The sequence below is a fragment of the Planococcus halotolerans genome (assembly GCF_003289955.1).
Classification (GTDB): domain Bacteria; phylum Bacillota; class Bacilli; order Bacillales_A; family Planococcaceae; genus Planococcus; species Planococcus halotolerans.
Genome location: NZ_QLZR01000004.1, coordinates 161,451 through 180,989, shown reverse-complemented (window position 1 = coordinate 180,989; position 19,539 = coordinate 161,451). Strand labels below are relative to the sequence as shown.

Here is a 19,539-nt window from a genome sequence, read left to right as displayed (position 1 = left end):
TTAATTTTCTAGTTCGTCTGTAAACTTTGATAAAACACCATTGACGAAGCGGCTAGATTTTTCATCGCCGAAGGTTTTGCTCAGTTCGATCGCTTCGTTCATGATGACGCGGGATGGAGCATCTTCCATATAAGCCAGTTCGAAAACCGCCATTCGGAGGATTGTACGTTCAATTTTCGGCAATCTTTCCAACGACCAATTTTCCAGATGCCCTTTTAATTTATCATCGATATCAGCCATGTTTGAATAGGTTCCTTCGACCAACAGTGTATAGAAATTGTCGTTTTCTCCGTTCATAACGTGCTCGATCGCTTCGGCCATCGTAAGTTCCGTGCCCTCCAATTGAAATAGAGTCTGGAGTGCTTTTTCACGTGCTTCATGTCGTTTCATAATAAACCCGGTCTCCTTTTCACTGCTAATTACCCCTCATTATACAGATAATACACCGGAACTTCCATGTTTGAAATGTTCGGAAAATAGAGCAGCAGCCAGCGGGCAGAATAATTTGCCTGCTGGCTGCCAAATCTCTATCCGCAATGAACCCAGCCAAATCAAAAAAGCCGCCCCTTCACACCGGTTCGGTGCCTGGGCTGGCTTTTTCTTATTAATCGATATGCTGCTGGGATTCAAACTGGATGCCTGTAATATGGACATTCACTTCCTGCGTCTGCAGTGAAGTCATATTTTCAAGAGTCTGGCGAACCTGCTCCTGAATTTTTTGAGCAGTTTGCGGAATTGAAACACCATAATTGATGACACAATAGACATCAATCATCAAACCGTCTGCTGCAAGCTCGGTTTTTATGCCTTTGCCATGCACCTTTTTACCAAGACGCTCGACTACGCCTGAGGCAAAATTACCGCGCATGCTGGCAACGCCTTCAATATCTGATGCTGCTATGCTTGCGATGATTTCCAAAACTTCAGGAGCCACTTCGATGTTTCCAAGGTCCTGTTTATTAGTCGGTTTCATTTTTACATACGGAATCGTTTTTTCTGCCATTTTGACATTCCTCCCTAGGAATTCAATACATCGTATTTCTCAAGGAATTTCGTGTTGAAATCGCCTGATTTGAAAACTTCGTGATCCATTAATTTTAAATGGAATGGGATTGTCGTGAATACGCCTTCGATGACAAACTCACCGAGTGCACGTTTCATCTTAGCAACCGCCTCTTCGCGTGTATCAGCAAATGTGATCAGTTTTGCGACCATCGAGTCATAATATGGAGGGATGCTGTATCCCGAATACATTGCAGAGTCGATGCGGACACCTAGGCCGCCCGGAGGAAGATACATATCTACGCGTCCCGCTGACGGCATAAAATTCTTCGCCGGATTTTCAGCGTTGATGCGGCATTCGATCGACCATCCTTTGAAAGTGATATCTTCCTGGCCGAAACTTAATGTTTCACCGGAAGCTACTCTCAATTGCTGCTGGATCAAATCTACGCCGGTGATCATTTCCGTTACCGGATGTTCCACTTGAATCCGTGTATTCATTTCCATGAAATAGAATTTCTGGTTTACAGCGTCGAAAATGAATTCCACCGTACCCGCTCCGCGGTAATCCACTGCAAGAGCAGCTTTGACTGCCGCGTCTCCCATTTCAGTGCGCAGTTCAGGAGACAGGGCAGGCGAAGGTGCTTCTTCCACCAATTTTTGCATGCGGCGCTGAATCGAACAATCGCGCTCGCCTAGATGAACAGCATTGCCATGTGAATCTGCCAAGACTTGAATCTCGATATGTCGGAAATCTTCGATGAATTTCTCAATGTAAACGCCTGGATTCCCGAAAGCGGCAGCCGCTTCTTTTTGCGTCATCCGAAGGCCAGTAATGAAATCTTCGCGGCTTCTCGCCACGCGGATTCCTTTACCTCCGCCGCCGGCAGTCGCTTTGATGATGACCGGAAAACCGATTTTTTCTGCAATTTCAAGGCCATCTTCTTCACTTGCAACAATCCCTGTAGAACCGGGAACAACCGGAACCCCAGCTTTGCGCATCGTTTCACGGGCTACATCCTTAGTTCCCATTTTTGAGATGGCATCTGAAGTAGGGCCGATGAACATAATATCGCATTCTTCACAAAGCTCAGCAAAACTGGAATTTTCCGCCAAAAAACCGTATCCAGGGTGGATCCCGTCACAATTTGTCAGTTTTGCGACGCTGATGATATTGGAAAAGTTCAAATAGCTGTCTTTCGATAGTTTCGGGCCGATGCAATAAGCTTCGTCAGCCAATTCAACATGCAAAGCCTCTTTGTCAGCTTCCGAATATACAGCAACCGTTTCGATATCCATTTCTTTGCATGCACGGATAATCCTTACGGCGATTTCACCGCGGTTTGCTATCAACACTTTTTTCATCGTCATTGGTCAAATCCCCTTTCCTCAGTTTGTTTTAACGAGGAATAAAGGCTGGCCATATTCGACGAGTTGTCCGTCTTTTACAAGAATTTCAGCAATTTCCCCATCCACTTCCGCCTCAATCTCATTGAAGAGTTTCATGGCTTCTACAATACATACTACCTGATCAGCAGTTACTTTTGTCCCAACCTGTACATATGCTGGTTCCTCCGGTGATGGCGATTGATAGAATGTGCCGACCATCGGTGACAAGATCTGATGTGTATTGGCATCCGAACTGCCGGTTTCAGCAGCCTGGTCTGCAGCTTTCTCTTCTTTTGCCGGAGCTTCCGGTGCTGCCGGAGCGGCAGGTGCAGCAGGTGCTTGCGGTGCTGCTGCTGCAGACTGTACTGGCGCTGCAGCCGAACTTTCAGCTGAAACTCCCACATTTTTTTTCAATTTAATTTTCGTGCCTTCTGCTTCGTATGTGAATTCGTTAATCGAAGAACCATCGACCAATTTAATAATTTCGCGGATTTCCTGAATTTTCAAATTACCCTACTCCCCTTATGTACAAAATTTAATTGTGTTGCAAATTTAATCTGCAGCTTTTCTAAAAAACGGCCCCCCCGCTAAGGAGGCCACTATTCATTATTGTCCAGACTCAAGCAGCCCAGCTCTTCGGGTCATAAGCCACTTTGGCTATACGGCTGAATAGACGCCGCTTCGCCAAATCGTCTTATGCCTTTCAGAGCTTAACGGGCGCTTTCGCATTTCTTTATTGTCCAGACTCCGGCGATCCAGCTCTTCGGGTCATAAGCCAGCCCAGCTGCGCGGCTAATCGCCACTACGCTGGTCCGTCTTACGCCTTTCAGAGCTTAACGGGTGCCGTCGCATTTCTTTATTGTGCGCGTGAAACGTAAGAAGCATCAGTCGTATTAATAATCAATTGATCGCCTTCATTGACAAAGAACGGCACCTGAACAGTCAAGCCGGTAGAAAGATGTGCAGGCTTCGTTCCGCCGCTTGCTGTATCTCCCTTGATACCCGGATCTGTTTCAGTCACTGTAAGAACCACCGTGTTCGGCAATTCGACCCCAAGAACTTCACCCTGGAACTGAATGACTTGAACTTCCATATTTTCCTGAAGGAATTTCAATTCATACTCGATGCTTTTTTCCGGCAGTTCGATCTGGTCATAAGTTTCAGTGTCCATAAACGCATGGACATCGCCATTCGCATATAAATACTGCATTTTTTTGTTGTCAATTTGTGCTTTGGCTACTTTTTCACCAGCACGGAAAGTTTTCTCCGTGACACTGCCTGTACGCAGATTGCGCAATTTTGAACGGACAAAAGCTGCACCTTTACCTGGTTTAACGTGCTGGAATTCCATTACACGCCAGATGCCGCCATCCACTTCGATTGTTACACCTGTTTTAAAATCATTTACAGAAATCATTTAATTTCCTCCGTTTTTATAAAATGCGTAGCTCTTTTGAAGACTTGGTCAGTCTTTCGTTTCCGGACTCGGTAATCAGTATATCATCTTCAATGCGCACTCCGCCAATACCCGGCAAATAAATACCCGGTTCAACAGTCACAGCCATCCCCGGTTCGAGGACCGTCTGGGATTTGAATGATAAAGCAGGTCCTTCATGCACTTCAAGGCCGATGCCATGGCCAGTGGAATGCCCAAAAGCATCACCGTAGCCTTTTGACTTGATATAATCCCTGCCGATTGCATCTGCGTCGAATCCTGTCATTCCCGGACCGATTTTCTCAACGCCCATTTCCTGTGCTTCAAGTACGACCTGGTAGATTTCCTTCAATTTTTCGGAAGGTTTCCCTACAGAAACGGTGCGTGTGATATCAGAGATATAGCCTTTATACAAAGCGCCAAAATCCATTGTGACAAAATCACCGGATTCAATCACTTTGTCTGACGCCACGCCGTGAGGCAATGCCGAGCGGTAGCCTGAAGCGACTATGATATCGAACGAAGAAGAAGTCGCGCCCTGTTTGCGCATGAAGAACTCCAGCTCATTTGAAACTTCCAGTTCAGTCATTCCTGGTTTGATGAAAGTACAGATGTATTCAAAAGCATCATCTGCAATTTTAGCTACTGCTTTAAGTATCTCCACTTCTTCAGGAGTCTTGATCATACGGATTTTTTCGATAATGCCGCTCACCGGTTTTAACTCGGCATCCATTTTTTCACCGTATTGTTCAAATGATGAGTATGTAACAAAGTCTTTTTCAAAACTCAGCGTTTTGACACCTAATTTCTTCACTTGCTCCGCTGCTTCTTCCAGCAGGTTTGTTTTCGCCTTGATTATTTCAAAATCTTTGATTTGGTCCGCTGCCTGTTCGGTATAACGGAAATCCGTAATGAAAAGCGCATTGTCTTTTGTAACAATCGCCAAACCTGAAGATCCGGTGAATTCAGTAATATAACGAAGGTTGAATTCGCTCGTGATCAGGAATGCTTCAATTTCATTTTGAGCCATTTCGTTGCGAAGTTTTTGCAGTTTCAAAATAGTCATCCTCTCTGATTTCGTAAAAGTAAGGCATGCAGACCAAGGAAATAAACATCTTTCCCAAACCCGGTGATCTGCCCTTCCACTACCGGTGCCAAATAGGAATGGTGGCGGAATTCTTCTCGCTTGTGAACGTTTGAAATATGTACTTCAATAACGGGTACCTGGATGGAGGCGATGGCATCGCGAATCGCGATGCTTGTATGTGTATAAGCACCTGCATTCAACACGACTCCGTCAAAACTTTGGCGTTCCGCCTGTTGGAGCCAGTCTATGATTTCACCTTCGTGATTGGACTGGCTGCAGGTCAATTTAATGTCATTTGCGTATGCGAACTGTTCCAGCTCCTGTTCCAGTTCAGCAAGCGTAAACGTGCCGTATGCGTCCGGCTCTCTTTTGCCCAGCCGGTTCAAATTGGGCCCATTCAATATCAAAGCGCGCATCTTCTCCACTCCCCGTCGGTAACTTCTTCATTATTTTATCATACGAGAAGAATCGAGCAACTATAAGCGGGAAATTGAATCTTCTTGGAACCCAAGACCATCTCCATATAAAAAAGCGGAAGCCTTGGCTCCCGCTTTTCCATCAATATTTTATAGTCCGCATTTCAATTGCGCGGCGCAATTCGTGCAGGTGTTGCAGCCACCCATTTCTTCGACTGTCCCTTTACGGCAGACCGGGCAGGTGTCGCCCACTTCAGAACCGATAGTGACATTCGTTGAGCGAAGGTCCTGAATCGTATCAATCAAAACGATCGGACGTTTTGTCTGTACTTCTTCAGGTGCTTCATCTTCAAACGTATTTTCTTCTGCTTTTAAAGTCAGAACCTGTGAATCACGGCTTCCATCGACGTAAACTGTCCCGCCTTTGGCACCACCTTTATAAAGTCGTTCGTAAACGCCTTCCACTTGTTCGACAGTGTATCCGCGCGGTGCGTTGACTGTTTTCGAAATGGATGAATCGATCCAGCGCTGGATGATGCATTGAACATCCGCGTGTGCTTCCGGTGCTAAATCCATTGATGTGACAAATGCTTTCGGAAGGTTTTCTTCATTTGCTTCCGGATTATTTTTCAAATATTCACGGACGATATCCGCTTTCACTTCGATGAACTTGCCTAAGCGCCCACTGCGGTAGTAAGTGAATGAATAATAAGGCTCAAGCCCTGTCGAGACGCCGACCATCGTTCCAGTGGATCCGGTAGGTGCCACTGTCAGCAAATGCGAGTTGCGGATACCGTTTGCCAAGATGCCTTCTCGGATTTCTTCCGGCATGCCCTGCATAAAGCCGGTTTCAGTAAACGCTTTGCGAAGAGCAGCTGTCTGCTCTTCCGTTTCCCCTTCAAGGAATGGGAAGCTTCCGCGTTCAGCAGCCAGTTCAGTCGAAATTTCATAAGCTGCTACGGCGATTGTTTTGAAAATCTGATCAACGAGTTCATTGCCCTCAGGAGAACCGTATTCTTTGTCGCAGTAGATCAATAGATCAGCAAGTCCCATGACACCTAGTCCGACACGGCGTTCTCCCAGTGCCTGGATGCGGTTATCTTCAAGGAAGTAAGGAGTTGCATCAATTACATTATCCTGCATACGGACACCTACACGCACCGTTTCCTTCAACGATTCGAAATCGACTGTTTTCGTTTTCGGATCGGCGAATTGCGCCAAATTCACTGCAGCCAGGTTACACACTGAGTATGGTGCCAAAGGCTGCTCGCCACATGGGTTTGTAGCAACGACTTTTTGGCCGTATGCTTTAGCATTCGTTTTTTCATTGGCATTATCGATGAAGAAAATACCGGGTTCTGCTGAATAAGTTGCGCAAACATTGATGAGATTCCATAGATCCCGTGCTTTCATCGTACGGTATGTGCGGACTTTATGCCCCATCTTTTCCCATTCGCGGACATCTCCGACTTCCTGCCATTGTTCATTGTAGACAGCCATTTCTTCTTTGGAATAAGATTCTACAGCCGGGAACCGCAAATCGAAATCCTCGTCATTTTCCACAGCTGTCATAAAGTCGCTGGTCAATGTAACGGAAATATTTGCCCCTGTGAGGAATTCTTCGTTGTGAACAGAATAAGTTCCGCCGTCACGAAGCTTCGTTTCTGCGTCACGCATGATCTTTTCATTGAATCCGCCCATACCCGGAATCGCGCGGTAGTTAAGGACGCCTTGGTACATTGCTTCTTCCTGTTCCGTCAACGGCTTGAACTTCAATTTATCTTTCGCCAATTTCTTGATCGTCTCATCTTCCGTGTTTTCAATCAGGTATCTGAGAATGCGCGGGTTCTGCATTTTGGAAATGATGAATTCCGCAATATCCGGATGCCAGTCGGCAAGCATGATCATTTGTGCTCCGCGGCGTGAACCACCCTGTTCAACCAGGTGAGTCAGTTTAGCGATATCATCAAGCCACGATACTGAACCCGAGGATTTGCCGTTTACTCCGCGTGCCAGTGTATTGCGCGGACGCAAAGTCGATCCGTTGGTCCCCACACCGCCTCCGCGGCTCATGATTTCCATCACTTGTTTACGGTGATCGGAAATGCCTTCGCGGGAATCTGCAACAAATGGCATTACATAACAATTGAAGTAAGTGACATCTGTATCAGCACCCGCTCCGTAAAGGACGCGTCCTGCAGGTATGAATTTCAGGCCTACCAGCTGCTCATAGAATTTCGTGAACCATTCCTGGCGTTTTTCTTCTGTTTTTTCAACAGCCGCAAGCCCTGTAGCATTTCGTTTTGCGATCTGTTCATAGTAAACCTCAAGAGGTTTCTCGATAACGTCAAGCGACCTGACAACAATGCCGTTTTCAAGATCATCCTGGTTATCAATCGCGCTGCGGTAGTCTTCCTCAATCCATACTTCCGCCTGATTCGCCGCATGATTAACCGATACGATGAATCCTAACCCGCGTGCCGGAAATTTCGGGTCCTCCTTTACCGTAAGAACAACAAAATCTCCAGCTTTTAATGTTTTCTTTTCCGTATCCTTAAAAGAATAACGGTCGATCATTACCAGTCTCGAAACGCCTTTATGCGTCGTCGACATGTCTGGTGTGATCGGGTGCACTTGCGGAAACTGTTCGATGTCCTTATTCAAAGCCTCAGGATTTAACGTAAAAACAGAATTAGTTGCAGAAACCATTTGACAATTCCTCCTTTATATTATAAGAGCAAACACTATATATAGTATTAATACTTTTCCCATGATACTAGATATTGAAACTCCTTTCCATAACAAAAATTTGACTCCCATTTTAATTTCGTCAAAACCTTCACTGCAGCAGGCTTTTTATGGAGAGAAAATATTAAAATGAGTCTAAAGTGATATTTTTTACACCTACCCTGGTACAATCCCATATTTCCGTTTTAGAAGGTCCAAAGCCCCTTGGTGTCAGCTTTTCGGGTTGGCAGCGTTTAATCTTTCATAATATTGGATTCTTTCCAATCTGCGACTCTTAGTTCTTGTCTTTACCTGGCAATGATAAATTTTCATGATTGAAGAGTAAGGCGTATTCTTGTAAATTTCACAGCATCGCCTCTTTTTCTCATTTATACTCTAATATTGCATTGAATTAAAAGACCATTATCTCTTATAATGAAGAAAGAATAGAAAGGGGAAAGACCATTGGAATTCTTGTATTTTATCGCAGCGATTTTATTCGCGATTATTGTTTACGCGGTGGTGTCATATTTCCGCATGAAAAAAGCAGTTACTACATTAACCCAGGACCAATTCATCGAAGGCTACAGAAAAGCGCAGCTGATCGATGTCCGTGAGCCAAAGGATTTCGCTGCCGGCCATATCCTGGGAGCACGCAATATCCCTCAAACTCAATTGCGCCAGCGCCATAAGGAAATCCGTTCCGACAAGCCCGTTTATCTTTATGACCAGAACGGTGCCCGTGCAGGACGTGTAGCAATTTATTTGAAAAAACAGGGTTATGACCAATTGTATCAATTGCAGGGCGGTTTCAAGCAATGGACCGGAAAAATCAAATCTAAATCATGACTGCCAGCTCTTCCAAAACGGAAGAGCTTTTTTTACCAAAAATCCGAAACTTGACGGAGGCCTGAAATGACAGAAAAAATCCTTTTTCCTCACCACCCGAGTTTAAAAGATCATTTGCCTGTTTACGCCAATATAGCCGAAGTTTCCAACAGGATTTTCAACTGCCTCAATGACCGGTCAGTTGGCCCGTGGAAACATATCGATGTTACAGAACCTCTTATGCAGTTGCACAGCCACCTTCTTGACATGATGAAAAAAGGCCAGCTGGAATATGAAACACTCGCTTACATTTACGAAGCACGTTCCCAAGGCAAAATCACCAATACTGCGGAAGACCTTCAAAGCACAAACCTTACCATTGAAACAACTTTTGAAAACAGGATTCTCTATTTCCCTGGACATGATATCGCCGTCACACAATTAACTTTTTACACACATGCGGAAACGAGCTGGCCCGAATTCCAATGCTACGCAAAATCTGTCGAAGCCGCACACAATTTTCTGCAGGCAATAGATGAATTATTGCGGCAAATGCTGATGGACAACATCACTTTCCTGGTTGATACGGACGACGGAGTAAGGCGACGGAATTTCAGTGCCCATGGCATCATCGAGCGTTCTGATGTCATCCTGGACGAGCCCGTAAAGAAAGACATTTTCAGATCCATCGATGAATTTTTCAAGGATGATGGACAGTTTTTCCGTAATTATGGCATCCCCTATAAACGCGGCATCCTGCTTTACGGTTCTCCCGGCAACGGCAAAACCACATTGGTCAAGTCCATAACCGGGTCTACCGAAGCCCCTGTGGTCTATTGGCAGATTACAGAGTATACAAACAGCGCAACCATCCAGGAAGTGTTCAGCATCGTTTCACGGCTTGCTCCTGCTATACTCGTTATCGAAGACATTGACTCGATGCCGGAATATACCCGCTCTGTCTTTTTAAATACGCTGGACGGCACCCAGGCGCGTGAAGGGCTCTTCGTAATCGGCACAACCAATTATCCCGAAAAGATCGATCCGGCATTGATCAACCGTGCAGGACGCTTTGACCGGGCATATGAAATTCCTTCCCCTTCTCAAAAATTACGAAAAGCTTACCTGCAAAAACTGGACATTAAACATATCTTTACGGAAGCCCAGCTGACCGATATGGCCCTTCGCACAAAAGGCCTATCGATTTCCCAGCTTAACGAATTATATATGTCCAGTGCCTTGAATTGGCATTATGATGGCGACTCCGATTATGAAAAACGCATCGAAGAACTTCAGCAGCAGAATAAAAAGGCAGAACGCAATAACTGGCAGGAAGCTGATTCCTATATCGGATTTTAATTGAAATGACAAAAAGGCCTGGAAGCAAATCTGCTTCCAGGCTTTTTTTGTAATATTATTCAGCTTTGTGGTAACGCAAAACCGGTTTCCGCGCAGCTTTTGTTTCATCAAGGCGACTGATGACAGTGGTATGAGGTGCATTCTGGACGATTTCCGGATTTTCTTCCACTTCACGTGCAATCTGGATCATCGCATCGATGAAGGCATCGAGCGTTTCTTTTGATTCAGTTTCAGTCGGTTCAATCATCATGCCTTCTTCGACATTCAACGGGAAGTAGATTGTCGGCGGATGATAGCCGAAGTCAAGCAGGCGTTTCGCCATATCGAGTGTACGCACGCCCAATTTCTTCTGGCGCCGGCCGCTCAGCACAAATTCGTGTTTGCAGTGGCGGTCATACGGCAGGTCGAAATGCTCCTGCAGTCTGCGCATCATATAGTTTGCGTTCAGTACCGCGTATTCCGTCACCGCTTTCAGGCCATCCGGCCCCATCGAACGGATATATGTGTATGCGCGGACGTTGATTCCGAAGTTTCCGTAAAACGGTTTAACTCGGCCGATTGATTGCGGACGGTCGTAGTCGAATGCAAACACATCGTCTTTTTTGACCAGAATCGGTTTTGGCAGGAACGGCAATAAATCTTTATTGACGCCTACAGGACCTGATCCAGGACCACCACCGCCGTGAGGGCCAGTAAAAGTTTTATGAAGATTCAAATGGACAACATCGAAGCCCATATCGCCAGGACGTGCTTTGGACATAACGGCGTTCAAATTGGCGCCGTCATAATAAAGCTTGCCGCCGACTTCGTGGATGATGGCAGCCATCTCAAGAATCTGCTCCTCGTAAAGGCCAAGTGTATTCGGATTAGTCAGCATCAAAGCAGCTGTATCTTCTCCGACTACGCGTTTCAAATCTTCAAGATCGACAAGTCCGTGTTCATTTGACTTAACCGTTACACTTTCAAATCCAGCCACAGTGGCGGATGCAGGGTTAGTGCCGTGCGCTGAATCAGGAACGATAACTTTCGTGCGTTTTGTATCACCGTTAGCTTCGTGGAAAGCGCGAATCATCATTAATCCTGTCCACTCCCCGTGCGCGCCGGCAGCCGGCTGAAGCGTCACTTCGTCCATGCCGGTGATTTCCTTCAGATGCTCCTGAAGGTCATACATCAATTCCATAGCTCCCTGGACCGTAGACTCGTCCTGCAGCGGATGGATGTTGGCAAATCCGGAATACCTTGCAACGGATTCATTGATTTTCGGATTGTATTTCATTGTGCACGAGCCCAGTGGATAGAAACCGGAATCGACACCGTGATTACGTTTGGAAAGTGCTGTGTAATGGCGCATGATATCAAGCTCAGAAACCTCCGGCAGATCCGCAGCTTCAACGCGGACCAGGCCTTCAGGCAATAAATCAGCAAGATCGATTTCGGGAACATCGAGTTCCGGCAGGCTGTAGCCGACACGGCCTTCTTTGGTCATTTCAAAAATGAGCGGTTGGTTGTCTTTATGCATGAGTAGCCCCCATTTCCTGCACGAATGCATCGATTTCTTCTTTAGTGCGCTGTTCAGTAACGGCGATTAACACATGGCGATCGAACTCTTCATAGCTCAATCCAAGGTCGTATCCGCCGATCATCCCTTTTTGCAGAAGAGAAGCGTTCAGCTGTTTGACTGGAGCACCGGTTTTAACAACGATTTCATTGAAATGCGCTCCATCAAAAGCGATTTCAAAGCCGGCTGCTTTCAATTGCTGTTTCATATAGTAGGTTTTCGTAATGTTCTGAATGGCCATTTCCTTGGTGCCTTCTTTGCCTAGAGCAGTCATGGCGACAGAAGCAGCAAGTGCGTTCAGTGCCTGGTTCGAACAGATATTTGAAGTGGCTTTATCACGGCGGATATGCTGCTCGCGCGCCTGTAAAGTAAGTACAAAACCACGGCGCCCGTCTTCGTCCGTCGTTTCACCGACGAGGCGTCCAGGAACTTTTCTCATCAGCGCTTTAGTTACAGCAAAATATCCGCAATGAGGCCCACCGAACGCTTCAGGGATACCGAATGGCTGGGCATCTCCCACTGTAATATCCGCGCCCAATGTGCCTGGAGGTGTTAAAGCACCAAGTGCTAATGGGTTTGAGGAAACAGTGAACAAAGCACCGGCTTCGTGGACAATCGGTTCGATTTCCTTCAGATTTTCAACCTGGCCGAAGAAGTTAGGATACTGGATCATAACCGCTGCCGTATTGTCGTCAATCATTTCTTTCAAAGCATCAAGATCCGTATGGCCATCTTTCAATGGAATCTCTTCCACTGTGATGGACTGTCCAAGTGCATACGAACGCACGACATCACGTGATTCAGGATGTACTGCACGCGAAACAAGAATCTTTTTACGGCGCGTATGGCCCGCAGCGAGCATGCCGGCTTCCGCCAGTGACGTTCCGCCGTCGTACATCGAAGAGTTGGCAATTTCCATTCCTGTCAATTCACTGATCATTGTCTGGAATTCAAATATCGCCTGCAATTCACCCTGTGAAATTTCAGGCTGATACGGCGTATAGGCAGTGTAGAATTCCGAACGCGAAATGACATGGTCTACAATAATCGGTTTGTAATGGTCATAAACACCAGCTCCAAGGAACGATGCATACGTATTGGAATCGGCATTTTTGGCAGCCAATTGCGACAATTCTTTTGTCAATGATGATTCGGATTTCGCAGGTTTGATATTGTACTCGCCTTTGAACCTTACTTTCTCCGGAATATCCGCAAATAGTTCATCAATCGACTTGATGCCGATCGTATCGAGCATTGCTTTTTCATCTTGAGGCGTCATTGGTAAATAGCGATGTTTCATCGATAGCTGTCCCCTTTTCAATTGAAATTAATTGCTGCGCTTGTAAAATGGCGTTTCTACTGTAACTGCTTTCAGGCGCTTGTTGCGGATTTCCACTTCAAGTTCCTTGCCAAGTTCAGCATGTTCGGCAGATATAAGTGCGAGTCCGATATTTTTCTTCAATGATGGTGATTGTGTCCCGGTAGTCACTTCGCCGATTTTTTCATCGCCCAAGTAAACTGCATAGCCGTGCCGAGGAATTCCTTTGTCGATCATCTCAATGCCAACAAGTTTGCGCGGAACTCCATTTTCTTTTTGTGCGGCAAGTGCTTCTTTACCGATAAAATCGTCTTTAGCCAGTTTTACGACAAAATTAATCCCTGCTTCCAGCGGCGTAATATCTTTTGTCAGTTCCTGGCCATATAATGCCAGACAAGCTTCGAAACGCAAAGTATCCCGGGCACCAAGACCCGCAGGGATAACACCGTCTCCCTTGCCTTCTTTTAATATATCGTCCCACAGCGCTATGGTGGCTTCGGGAGAACCATAAATTTCAAAACCGTTTTCACCTGTATAGCCGGTGCGTGAAATGAGGACTGGATGGCCAGCAACTGCAACATCCTGTTTAAAGCGGAAAGGCTTGATGTCGCTTAAGTTTTCATCAGTCAATCTCTGCAAAACCGTTTCAGCAAGCGGACCCTGCAAAGCGAGCAGCCCGTACCGGTCAGAAACGTTTTCCAGTTCAACTCCATCAATCGAGTGTTTTTGCATCCAGTCGAAATCCTTTTCGATGTTCGACGCATTCACGACAAGCATATAATGCTGTTCATCAAAACGATATGTCAGCAAATCGTCGACAGTTCCACCGTCCGGATAACACATAGCCGTATACTGAGCCTGGCCGTCTTTGATTTTGGAAATATCATTCGTCAGGAGATTCTGAAGAAAATCAAGGCTGTTCGGTCCGGAAACAAGGATTTCTCCCATATGCGACACATCAAAAAGCCCCGCTTTTGTTCTGACAGCTTCGTGTTCATCTTTAATGCTGGAAAATTGCACCGGCAATTCCCAGCCTCCGAAATCAATTGTTTTTCCACCATATTGCGAGTATGACTCAAATAAAGGTGTGCGTTGTAACTCTCCCATTCAACTTCCTCCTCTTTATCAAATTCCATAAAAAAAGGACAGAGATTCCCCTGTTAAGGGAAATCTCTGTCCTGGAACCTGAAAGTTTACCGTTACGGTTTTCCTCTTTGGTAGCTGCAAAGCAGCGTTCTCCAGAGATGCGTCCGGCACGAGTCTTTTTGCCTGAGAGATTCATGGCTGCTGCCACTTGCTCCTTCGGCGACGCTTTCGCGTACTCTCCCCGTGCTTTCATCCGCCCAAATCAAAATGATTGGTCCATAGCGCTATACAGAATCGTATAACTTCGTCTATATCCTAACATTATTGAAGGGTAAGCGCAATCTTTTTTATGAAGAGGTTGAAAACACGAACGAAATCATATTTAAAAGATATAATCATTCGCCTTTTAGGCGATTCACCTGAAATGCTGCATATTGAGTAATTTGCCGCAACGTCCGGAACTCCGTGCGGATCGTAATATGGGCAGCCGCCTTGTAATGCGGGTAGCGCTTTTTGTATAAGGCTTCAATCTGCTCTTTCGTCGAATTGACCACAATGGGCCGTTTGGGATCTTTGTGGATCCTTCGCCAAATTTCACGGAAAGGAGCATCAAGAAATAACACGAGGCCGGTTTTCCGCATGATTCTTCTGTTTACTTCCCGCATCGCCACACCGCCTCCTGTGGAAATGATGCAATCCTCTTCTTTCAGGTTTTTCAGAAATTGAGTTTCCAATTCCCTGAAATACGCTTCGCCTCTGGTTTCAAAAATAGCGGCAATAGTCATACCCATCTGTCTCGCTATTTCCTTATCCATGTCATAATAAGGCTTTTTCAGTAAAAAACTTAGCCGCCTGCCGACAGCACTTTTTCCGCATCCCATAAATCCGACCAAATAAATTCTTTTCATCCAACCACCCGTACTACCCAAAATCACTCAGGTATTTTATTTTTCTCGATTTCTGCCAGTAGTTGTATAGTAGCATGCCGGTGCATATTTTCCAATGCATCATATGTTTTATAATGCTGGCCGTAAATCGCGGCCACATGCGACAAGACTATCAATGCCGATAGAAAAAAGATGAGTGTGACAGGATAAATGGCGGCTTTTTCGGACTTAAGGACCTGTAATGGCATATTCGGACCTCTCTTCTGTTCCGTTGGATCGAATAGCGGTGATTTTCAAAACTTGCCCTTCGATGCTGAAATTGCATTTGATGATGTTTGTCACCATAATCTCATGGCCTTCATTGAACTTCTGTTTCCTGATCAGTGAATTGTAGACTTCTATATCATATTCGGTGCCGCCTTTTATCACGCGGAAGCCTGTTCCCCCGTTAATGATTTCTATGGAATCAACTGCTGTCAAATAACTTTGCAGCTCAGCTGCAAATAAGCGCCATTCAACTTTTCCAGCGTCAAGGTCCTCCATATAAGAAGCAGAATACATATAGAAGATAACTATCAGCGGCATGACTGCTGCTACCAGAACCAAGTCAAGCAATGCATTGAAATAAATGAAACCGCCTTCTGAGCCTGCTTTTGCACATTTTGGCTTTACTCTATGCATACGGTTTCCATTGTTGAGCGGTAATTTCTATAAACCACACATAGATTGGTGCTGTACCGCCATGAAAAAACAACATCATTGACCGTGCGCTCTCCCTCGGCCGATCCATTTCTTTTTATGATCCTTGCCGCTTCATACAGGGTTTCATAAGCTGTAACCCTCAATTGTTTATCATCCAGTGTCTGGTGCATTTTTTGCATGGTCGGCATCAAGGTGCCGAAGAGCATAAATATGATCAGCAGACCAAGCATCGTTTCTGCCCATGAAAGACCCTTTTCATCCAGAAAACACCACTCTCCCTTTACCAAGATGCACGACAATAATTTTTTCTGCGGTACTGGTGGAAAACCGCAAAGTACCGGAAGCCATTACTGAACCATTTGACCAGTAACCGATTTCTGTCAGATTACTGGTACTTTTCAGCGTGACCGACTCCGGTATTACCCGCGAATCAAGTGGGGTGAATTGGTTCTGAACAATATCATATCTGCCAAATCCATCGCGGAAAATTATTTTTACCGAATACCCTGAGCGATATGCTTCACTTTGCGCAAAATATATATCGTTTCTGAGGAGCTGGAAAAAACGTTCTTCTTCTTTTTTCACAGCAATCTGGTTATATGCCGGCAAACCGATGCCGAATCCCGCCATCAGCAGTGCAAGAACAAGAACAACCTCAAGCAGCGAGAAGCCACTGTTGTTTAAGCCGGCGGTTCTGACGATGATACGACACCATCTACAGATATATTCACAATGTCTCCATTCGGACAATCGGTTTCATCCACCTTCAAATACCCTTCAGTGACCAGTTCTGCAACCGTGGGCACTTTCTTTTCATCCATCCGGAAAGATTCCACTTGCCCTTGGACCATCTGCACAAAAGCCTTGCAGCCCTTTTCATCTACAGCTGTGGTTTGCTTTGAAACATTCGGTATTGCGATTGCAATAAGCACGGTGATAATTAGCATGACGATCAGCATTTCAATTAACGTAAAGCCTTTTTGGTTCTTCAATCTCTTCATAATCTTCCTCCTCAAATTGTATGGACCAAGTTATACATCGGCAGTAATATCGCCAAATATGCGGCGACGATACAAGCTGCAATTATGACAAAGAACGTCGGCTGGATGATTTTCAGCCATTTTTGAGTTTGCTGCTCAATCTGTTCCATTTGCACTTCGCTGTAAAGTATCAACTCTTTCCCCAGAAAACCTGTCAGTTCGCCATGTTTCAGAAATGCGGGCATGTCATTTGAGAGAATTCCCATTCGTTCAACGGCCGTCGACAATGGCTGTCCGAGGATAATTTCTGATTTAACGCGTTCAGCAATGAAACGAATGACTGCATGATGATTCTGCTCTATCAGTACCCTCAGCGATTCCTGAAGCGAAATACCGCTATGGACCAGGGTACCAAGTTCCCTGGCGAGCAGATGTGACCAGTAAAGCCTGATATATTTCTTTATGACGGGAATGCGCAAAAGCCAATTGACTTGCACATGAACCTGTTGGAATTTTAAAAGTTTCCAAAAAATCAGGGCACTGACCAAAGAAAAGGCCGCAGCCGCAATAAAATAATCCGGCAGCTTCAAGAGATAAGCCGGCACACCTTTGCCTTCTTCACCACTTTGCAATGATGACATCAGTTCTGTCAGATTCGGAACATAATTCATTCGGAAAAACAGGAACAGCAATGATGTGAACCCAAGTAAAGATACTGGGTATACGAGGATATTCCTCATTTTTGCCTGAACCTGTTCCGTCCGGCCGTAGCTCTTGGCAATGCTCTCCAGCGATTCTGATAAGCGGCCGTGGTGTTCGGCAATTTCCACAGGAAACAGAACCCCGTCCTTAAAGCCAAGAAACTTTAATAACTCTGCTGCATTGCCGCCGCTTTTTAATATTCCGGTCAGACCCACTTCCGCAGCCTCGAGAGTCCGGCTGTGTATTGGCAGCAGCAAGGTCAAGGCCGTTGGCAACAGATAGCCCTCAGCAAGCAGAACTGCCAGACGTTCAAGAAATCTGCCGCGGTCACGCAGACGGATCTTCGGTGATCTTGTCCTGGCGTTCAAACGCACCGATAGTCACTCCTTCCCGGATTTGGCCGATAAAAGACAGGCGCTCAGGAAGGCTGTATTCTATATTGTCCTTTGCAGCCAGCAATGCTTCCTTTAAACGGTCGCCGTGAAGTATTTCGTACAATGCCCGGTAGGACGGTTTCACGTCACCCATTTCCGCAAAAACCGGCATAATGCGCTGTGCCGAAACTGCAATCAGCGTCTGTGACATGTCTTCATATGAAATTCCCAGATCTCTAAGCCGATGCAGACAACCGACAGAATGACGTGCATGTATAGTTGAAAACACAAGATGCCCTGTCAGGGCTGCCCGCACCGCAATTTGTGCAGTTTCTGCATCCCGGATCTCACCGATCATGATAATGTCGGGATCATGCCTCAAAATTGCCTTTAATCCAGCAGCATAATCAAGGCCCGCTTTTTCATTGACCTGTATTTGCAGGATTGCCTGGTTTTTCCTTTCTACCGGATCTTCCAGCGTTATGATATTGCGGTTCAGTTTATCCGAACAATGCTTCAGCAAAGAATACAGAGTTGTTGATTTCCCGCAACCGGTTGGCCCCGTCAGTAAAATAAGGCCTTGGCCCGCTTCGGAAAGTTTCTCGAGCAGCCTTGCAGAATCACGGAAAGCTGCCAATTCATGGATGGGCTTTGCAGCTTCATCGGGCATTATACGGATGACAATGCTTTCTTTGGTTAGGACCGACGGCAAAGTTGAAATGCGAAAATAAAAGGATTTGTTCTTAATAGGAAGATGGAAGGAGCCTGTTTGAGGTTTTCTTTTTTCACTCATGTCCAAAAGGGATAGATATTTGAAATAGGCAATCATCCGATCACCGAAATCAAAGGGGATTTGTGTCACCTGCCGCAATCCTTCGAAGGAGCGGAAAGAAACTTTGTAGCTAGAAGGTGCGGGTTGGATGTGGATATCAGTCGTGTCACAGTCAGCTGCTTTTTGCAGCAGCTCGGCACATTTTCGTTCGATTATTTCCTGCATGGGTCCCTCCTGTTCGAATTCGAACAGCTCCGCCTCGCTGTTCCCCCATAGTATAACCACGTCTTTTTCGAAGCGCCATAGTTTGTGCCATAATAATTTTTTACCCCCTACTTTTCGGGGCAAAAATGATTTTTGGCCACCGGTTCCATAGAAATAAAATTGATAATATTAGTAGCCGATATTCCGCAAAACAGCTTCGAAGGCATTAGCCGTGTCTTGCACGGAGAATGCCTTTGCGACGAAGTGCGCAGCACTGCAGGAGCACGTTTTTTTAGGCTGCTCCTGCATCGCTGCGCTAGCTTCGTCGCAAAGAGCCGGCCTTGCAGGCTACGGCCAACTCTTGGCTTGCGCTGAGCTAACTTGGACTCGTTGCACTTCGCCCGAGTGGATCTCAGCACTTCGCTTAGTCCCCCATGAGTCTTCGCTGTTTTGCTCCATATCTCTAGAAGTTTCTTTTAAAATGAATCAGTATATAAATCACTCTTTGTTTAGTTCAACATGGATAACTCTTAGCTAACTCGGGCATTCGCCCGAGTGGGATTTCAGTACAACTCTTTTTCTTTCCTAAGCCCTCTTAACTAACTTTCATATCCAGAAGCGGATCCCAGCGAAGGCGCGCCGCCGGACTGGCCGGAGCAATAAGACGAGTGGACTTCTCGGCTTATTGCGGGAGGCTTGTCCAAAGCGACGAA

The 19,539-nt window shown here is 45.8% G+C and carries 21 protein-coding genes and 1 riboswitch; of the genes, 2 read left to right on the top strand and 19 right to left on the bottom strand.

Going from position 1 to position 19,539, the window contains the following annotated elements; translation table 11 throughout:
• The 8 genes from nusB to DP120_RS11680 all read right to left on the bottom strand — a co-directional run bounded on the left by nusB (position 1) and on the right by DP120_RS11680 (position 8,038).
• Complete coding sequence (gene nusB, locus DP120_RS11715; RefSeq protein WP_112223860.1) at positions 1–390, bottom strand: transcription antitermination factor NusB; 390 nt, start codon at positions 388–390, stop codon at positions 1–3.
• A gap of 214 nt (positions 391–604) precedes the next feature.
• Positions 605–1,003, bottom strand: a complete 399-nt coding sequence (locus DP120_RS11710; RefSeq protein WP_112223859.1) for an Asp23/Gls24 family envelope stress response protein — start codon at positions 1,001–1,003, stop codon at positions 605–607.
• A gap of 14 nt (positions 1,004–1,017) precedes the next feature.
• Positions 1,018–2,367, bottom strand: coding sequence for an acetyl-CoA carboxylase biotin carboxylase subunit (gene accC / locus DP120_RS11705; RefSeq protein WP_112223988.1), 1,350 nt, complete (start codon positions 2,365–2,367; stop codon positions 1,018–1,020).
• 24 nt (positions 2,368–2,391) lie between these two features.
• Positions 2,392–2,898: an acetyl-CoA carboxylase biotin carboxyl carrier protein gene (accB, locus tag DP120_RS11700; RefSeq protein ID WP_112223858.1), complete on the bottom strand. Its 507-nt coding sequence runs from the start codon at positions 2,896–2,898 to the stop codon at positions 2,392–2,394.
• A 349-nt stretch (positions 2,899–3,247) separates the two neighbouring features.
• Positions 3,248–3,808 carry an elongation factor P gene (efp, locus tag DP120_RS11695; protein WP_084246060.1) on the bottom strand — a complete coding sequence of 187 codons (561 nt, stop codon included), beginning with the start codon at positions 3,806–3,808 and terminating at the stop codon, positions 3,248–3,250.
• Between the two features lie 16 nt (positions 3,809–3,824).
• Entirely contained in the window at positions 3,825–4,886 is a 1,062-nt protein-coding gene (locus DP120_RS11690) for a M24 family metallopeptidase (RefSeq protein WP_276310403.1), read from the bottom strand.
• A gap of 2 nt (positions 4,887–4,888) precedes the next feature.
• Positions 4,889–5,329, bottom strand: a complete 441-nt coding sequence (gene aroQ, locus DP120_RS11685; RefSeq protein WP_112223856.1) for a type II 3-dehydroquinate dehydratase — start codon at positions 5,327–5,329, stop codon at positions 4,889–4,891.
• A 150-nt stretch (positions 5,330–5,479) separates the two neighbouring features.
• Positions 5,480–8,038, bottom strand: coding sequence for a vitamin B12-dependent ribonucleotide reductase (locus tag DP120_RS11680; RefSeq protein WP_112223855.1), 2,559 nt, complete (start codon positions 8,036–8,038; stop codon positions 5,480–5,482).
• A gap of 483 nt (positions 8,039–8,521) precedes the next feature.
• On the opposite strand from DP120_RS11680, the gene DP120_RS11675 reads away from it, so the two are divergent.
• Both DP120_RS11675 and DP120_RS11670 read left to right on the top strand, forming a co-directional pair.
• Positions 8,522–8,905 (top strand): rhodanese-like domain-containing protein, encoded by a 384-nt coding sequence (locus tag DP120_RS11675; protein ID WP_112223854.1) that lies wholly within the window; start codon positions 8,522–8,524, stop codon positions 8,903–8,905.
• A 66-nt stretch (positions 8,906–8,971) separates the two neighbouring features.
• On the top strand, positions 8,972–10,243 hold the full coding sequence (locus DP120_RS11670; protein ID WP_112223853.1) for an ATP-binding protein: 1,272 nt from the start codon (positions 8,972–8,974) through the stop codon (positions 10,241–10,243).
• A gap of 55 nt (positions 10,244–10,298) precedes the next feature.
• Here the strand turns inward: DP120_RS11670 and gcvPB are convergent, their stop codons facing one another.
• The 11 genes from gcvPB to comGA all read right to left on the bottom strand — a co-directional run bounded on the left by gcvPB (position 10,299) and on the right by comGA (position 18,847).
• Positions 10,299–11,762 (bottom strand): aminomethyl-transferring glycine dehydrogenase subunit GcvPB, encoded by a 1,464-nt coding sequence (gene gcvPB, locus DP120_RS11665; RefSeq protein ID WP_112223852.1) that lies wholly within the window; start codon positions 11,760–11,762, stop codon positions 10,299–10,301.
• Positions 11,755–13,101: an aminomethyl-transferring glycine dehydrogenase subunit GcvPA gene (gene gcvPA, locus DP120_RS11660; protein WP_112223851.1), complete on the bottom strand. Its 1,347-nt coding sequence runs from the start codon at positions 13,099–13,101 to the stop codon at positions 11,755–11,757. Before gcvPA ends, gcvPB begins: the two co-directional genes overlap by 8 nt.
• 27 nt (positions 13,102–13,128) lie before the next feature.
• Entirely contained in the window at positions 13,129–14,226 is a 1,098-nt protein-coding gene (gene gcvT, locus DP120_RS11655) for a glycine cleavage system aminomethyltransferase GcvT (RefSeq protein WP_112223850.1), read from the bottom strand.
• A 140-nt stretch (positions 14,227–14,366) separates the two neighbouring features.
• A riboswitch (glycine riboswitch) is annotated at positions 14,367–14,458 on the bottom strand.
• Between the two features lie 142 nt (positions 14,459–14,600).
• Positions 14,601–15,113, bottom strand: a complete 513-nt coding sequence (locus DP120_RS11650; RefSeq protein ID WP_112223849.1) for a shikimate kinase — start codon at positions 15,111–15,113, stop codon at positions 14,601–14,603.
• A gap of 23 nt (positions 15,114–15,136) precedes the next feature.
• Positions 15,137–15,340 carry a hypothetical protein gene (locus DP120_RS11645; protein WP_112223848.1) on the bottom strand — a complete coding sequence of 68 codons (204 nt, stop codon included), beginning with the start codon at positions 15,338–15,340 and terminating at the stop codon, positions 15,137–15,139.
• Positions 15,321–15,773: a ComGF family competence protein gene (locus DP120_RS11640; RefSeq protein WP_112223847.1), complete on the bottom strand. Its 453-nt coding sequence runs from the start codon at positions 15,771–15,773 to the stop codon at positions 15,321–15,323. The genes DP120_RS11645 and DP120_RS11640 overlap by 20 nt, the downstream gene beginning before the upstream one ends.
• Complete coding sequence (locus tag DP120_RS18275; protein WP_133257393.1) at positions 15,761–16,081, bottom strand: hypothetical protein; 321 nt, start codon at positions 16,079–16,081, stop codon at positions 15,761–15,763. Before DP120_RS18275 ends, DP120_RS11640 begins: the two co-directional genes overlap by 13 nt.
• Positions 16,050–16,544 carry a GspH/FimT family protein gene (locus DP120_RS11635; protein WP_233785908.1) on the bottom strand — a complete coding sequence of 165 codons (495 nt, stop codon included), beginning with the start codon at positions 16,542–16,544 and terminating at the stop codon, positions 16,050–16,052. The genes DP120_RS18275 and DP120_RS11635 overlap by 32 nt, the downstream gene beginning before the upstream one ends.
• Entirely contained in the window at positions 16,475–16,795 is a 321-nt protein-coding gene (comGC, locus tag DP120_RS11630) for a competence type IV pilus major pilin ComGC (protein WP_112223845.1), read from the bottom strand. Before comGC ends, DP120_RS11635 begins: the two co-directional genes overlap by 70 nt.
• A gap of 11 nt (positions 16,796–16,806) precedes the next feature.
• On the bottom strand, positions 16,807–17,850 hold the full coding sequence (gene comGB / locus DP120_RS11625) for a competence type IV pilus assembly protein ComGB (RefSeq protein WP_112223844.1): 1,044 nt from the start codon (positions 17,848–17,850) through the stop codon (positions 16,807–16,809).
• Positions 17,804–18,847, bottom strand: a complete 1,044-nt coding sequence (gene comGA, locus DP120_RS11620; RefSeq protein ID WP_112223843.1) for a competence type IV pilus ATPase ComGA — start codon at positions 18,845–18,847, stop codon at positions 17,804–17,806. The genes comGB and comGA overlap by 47 nt, the downstream gene beginning before the upstream one ends.
• Between the last annotated feature and the right edge of the window lie 692 nt (positions 18,848–19,539).

Bases quoted from the DNA above. Each gene is read 5' to 3' on its own strand.
- efp (WP_084246060.1), bottom strand. From the start codon at position 3,808: ATGATTTCTGTAAATGATTTTAAAACAGGTGTAACAATCGAAGTGGAT.
- gcvPB (WP_112223852.1), bottom strand. From the start codon at position 11,762: ATGCATAAAGACAACCAACCGCTCATTTTTGAAATGACCAAAGAAGGC.
- DP120_RS11710 (WP_112223859.1), bottom strand. From the start codon at position 1,003: ATGGCAGAAAAAACGATTCCGTATGTAAAAATGAAACCGACTAATAAA.
- DP120_RS11640 (WP_112223847.1), bottom strand. From the start codon at position 15,773: ATGCATAGAGTAAAGCCAAAATGTGCAAAAGCAGGCTCAGAAGGCGGT.
- DP120_RS11670 (WP_112223853.1), top strand. From the start codon at position 8,972: ATGACAGAAAAAATCCTTTTTCCTCACCACCCGAGTTTAAAAGATCAT.
- DP120_RS11680 (WP_112223855.1), bottom strand. From the start codon at position 8,038: ATGGTTTCTGCAACTAATTCTGTTTTTACGTTAAATCCTGAGGCTTTG.
- gcvT (WP_112223850.1), bottom strand. From the start codon at position 14,226: ATGGGAGAGTTACAACGCACACCTTTATTTGAGTCATACTCGCAATAT.
- comGC (WP_112223845.1), bottom strand. From the start codon at position 16,795: ATGAAGAGATTGAAGAACCAAAAAGGCTTTACGTTAATTGAAATGCTG.
- aroQ (WP_112223856.1), bottom strand. From the start codon at position 5,329: ATGCGCGCTTTGATATTGAATGGGCCCAATTTGAACCGGCTGGGCAAA.
- accC (WP_112223988.1), bottom strand. From the start codon at position 2,367: ATGAAAAAAGTGTTGATAGCAAACCGCGGTGAAATCGCCGTAAGGATT.
- comGA (WP_112223843.1), bottom strand. From the start codon at position 18,847: ATGCAGGAAATAATCGAACGAAAATGTGCCGAGCTGCTGCAAAAAGCA.
- gcvPA (WP_112223851.1), bottom strand. From the start codon at position 13,101: ATGAAACATCGCTATTTACCAATGACGCCTCAAGATGAAAAAGCAATG.
- DP120_RS11645 (WP_112223848.1), bottom strand. From the start codon at position 15,340: ATGCCATTACAGGTCCTTAAGTCCGAAAAAGCCGCCATTTATCCTGTC.
- DP120_RS11650 (WP_112223849.1), bottom strand. From the start codon at position 15,113: ATGAAAAGAATTTATTTGGTCGGATTTATGGGATGCGGAAAAAGTGCT.
- nusB (WP_112223860.1), bottom strand. From the start codon at position 390: ATGAAACGACATGAAGCACGTGAAAAAGCACTCCAGACTCTATTTCAA.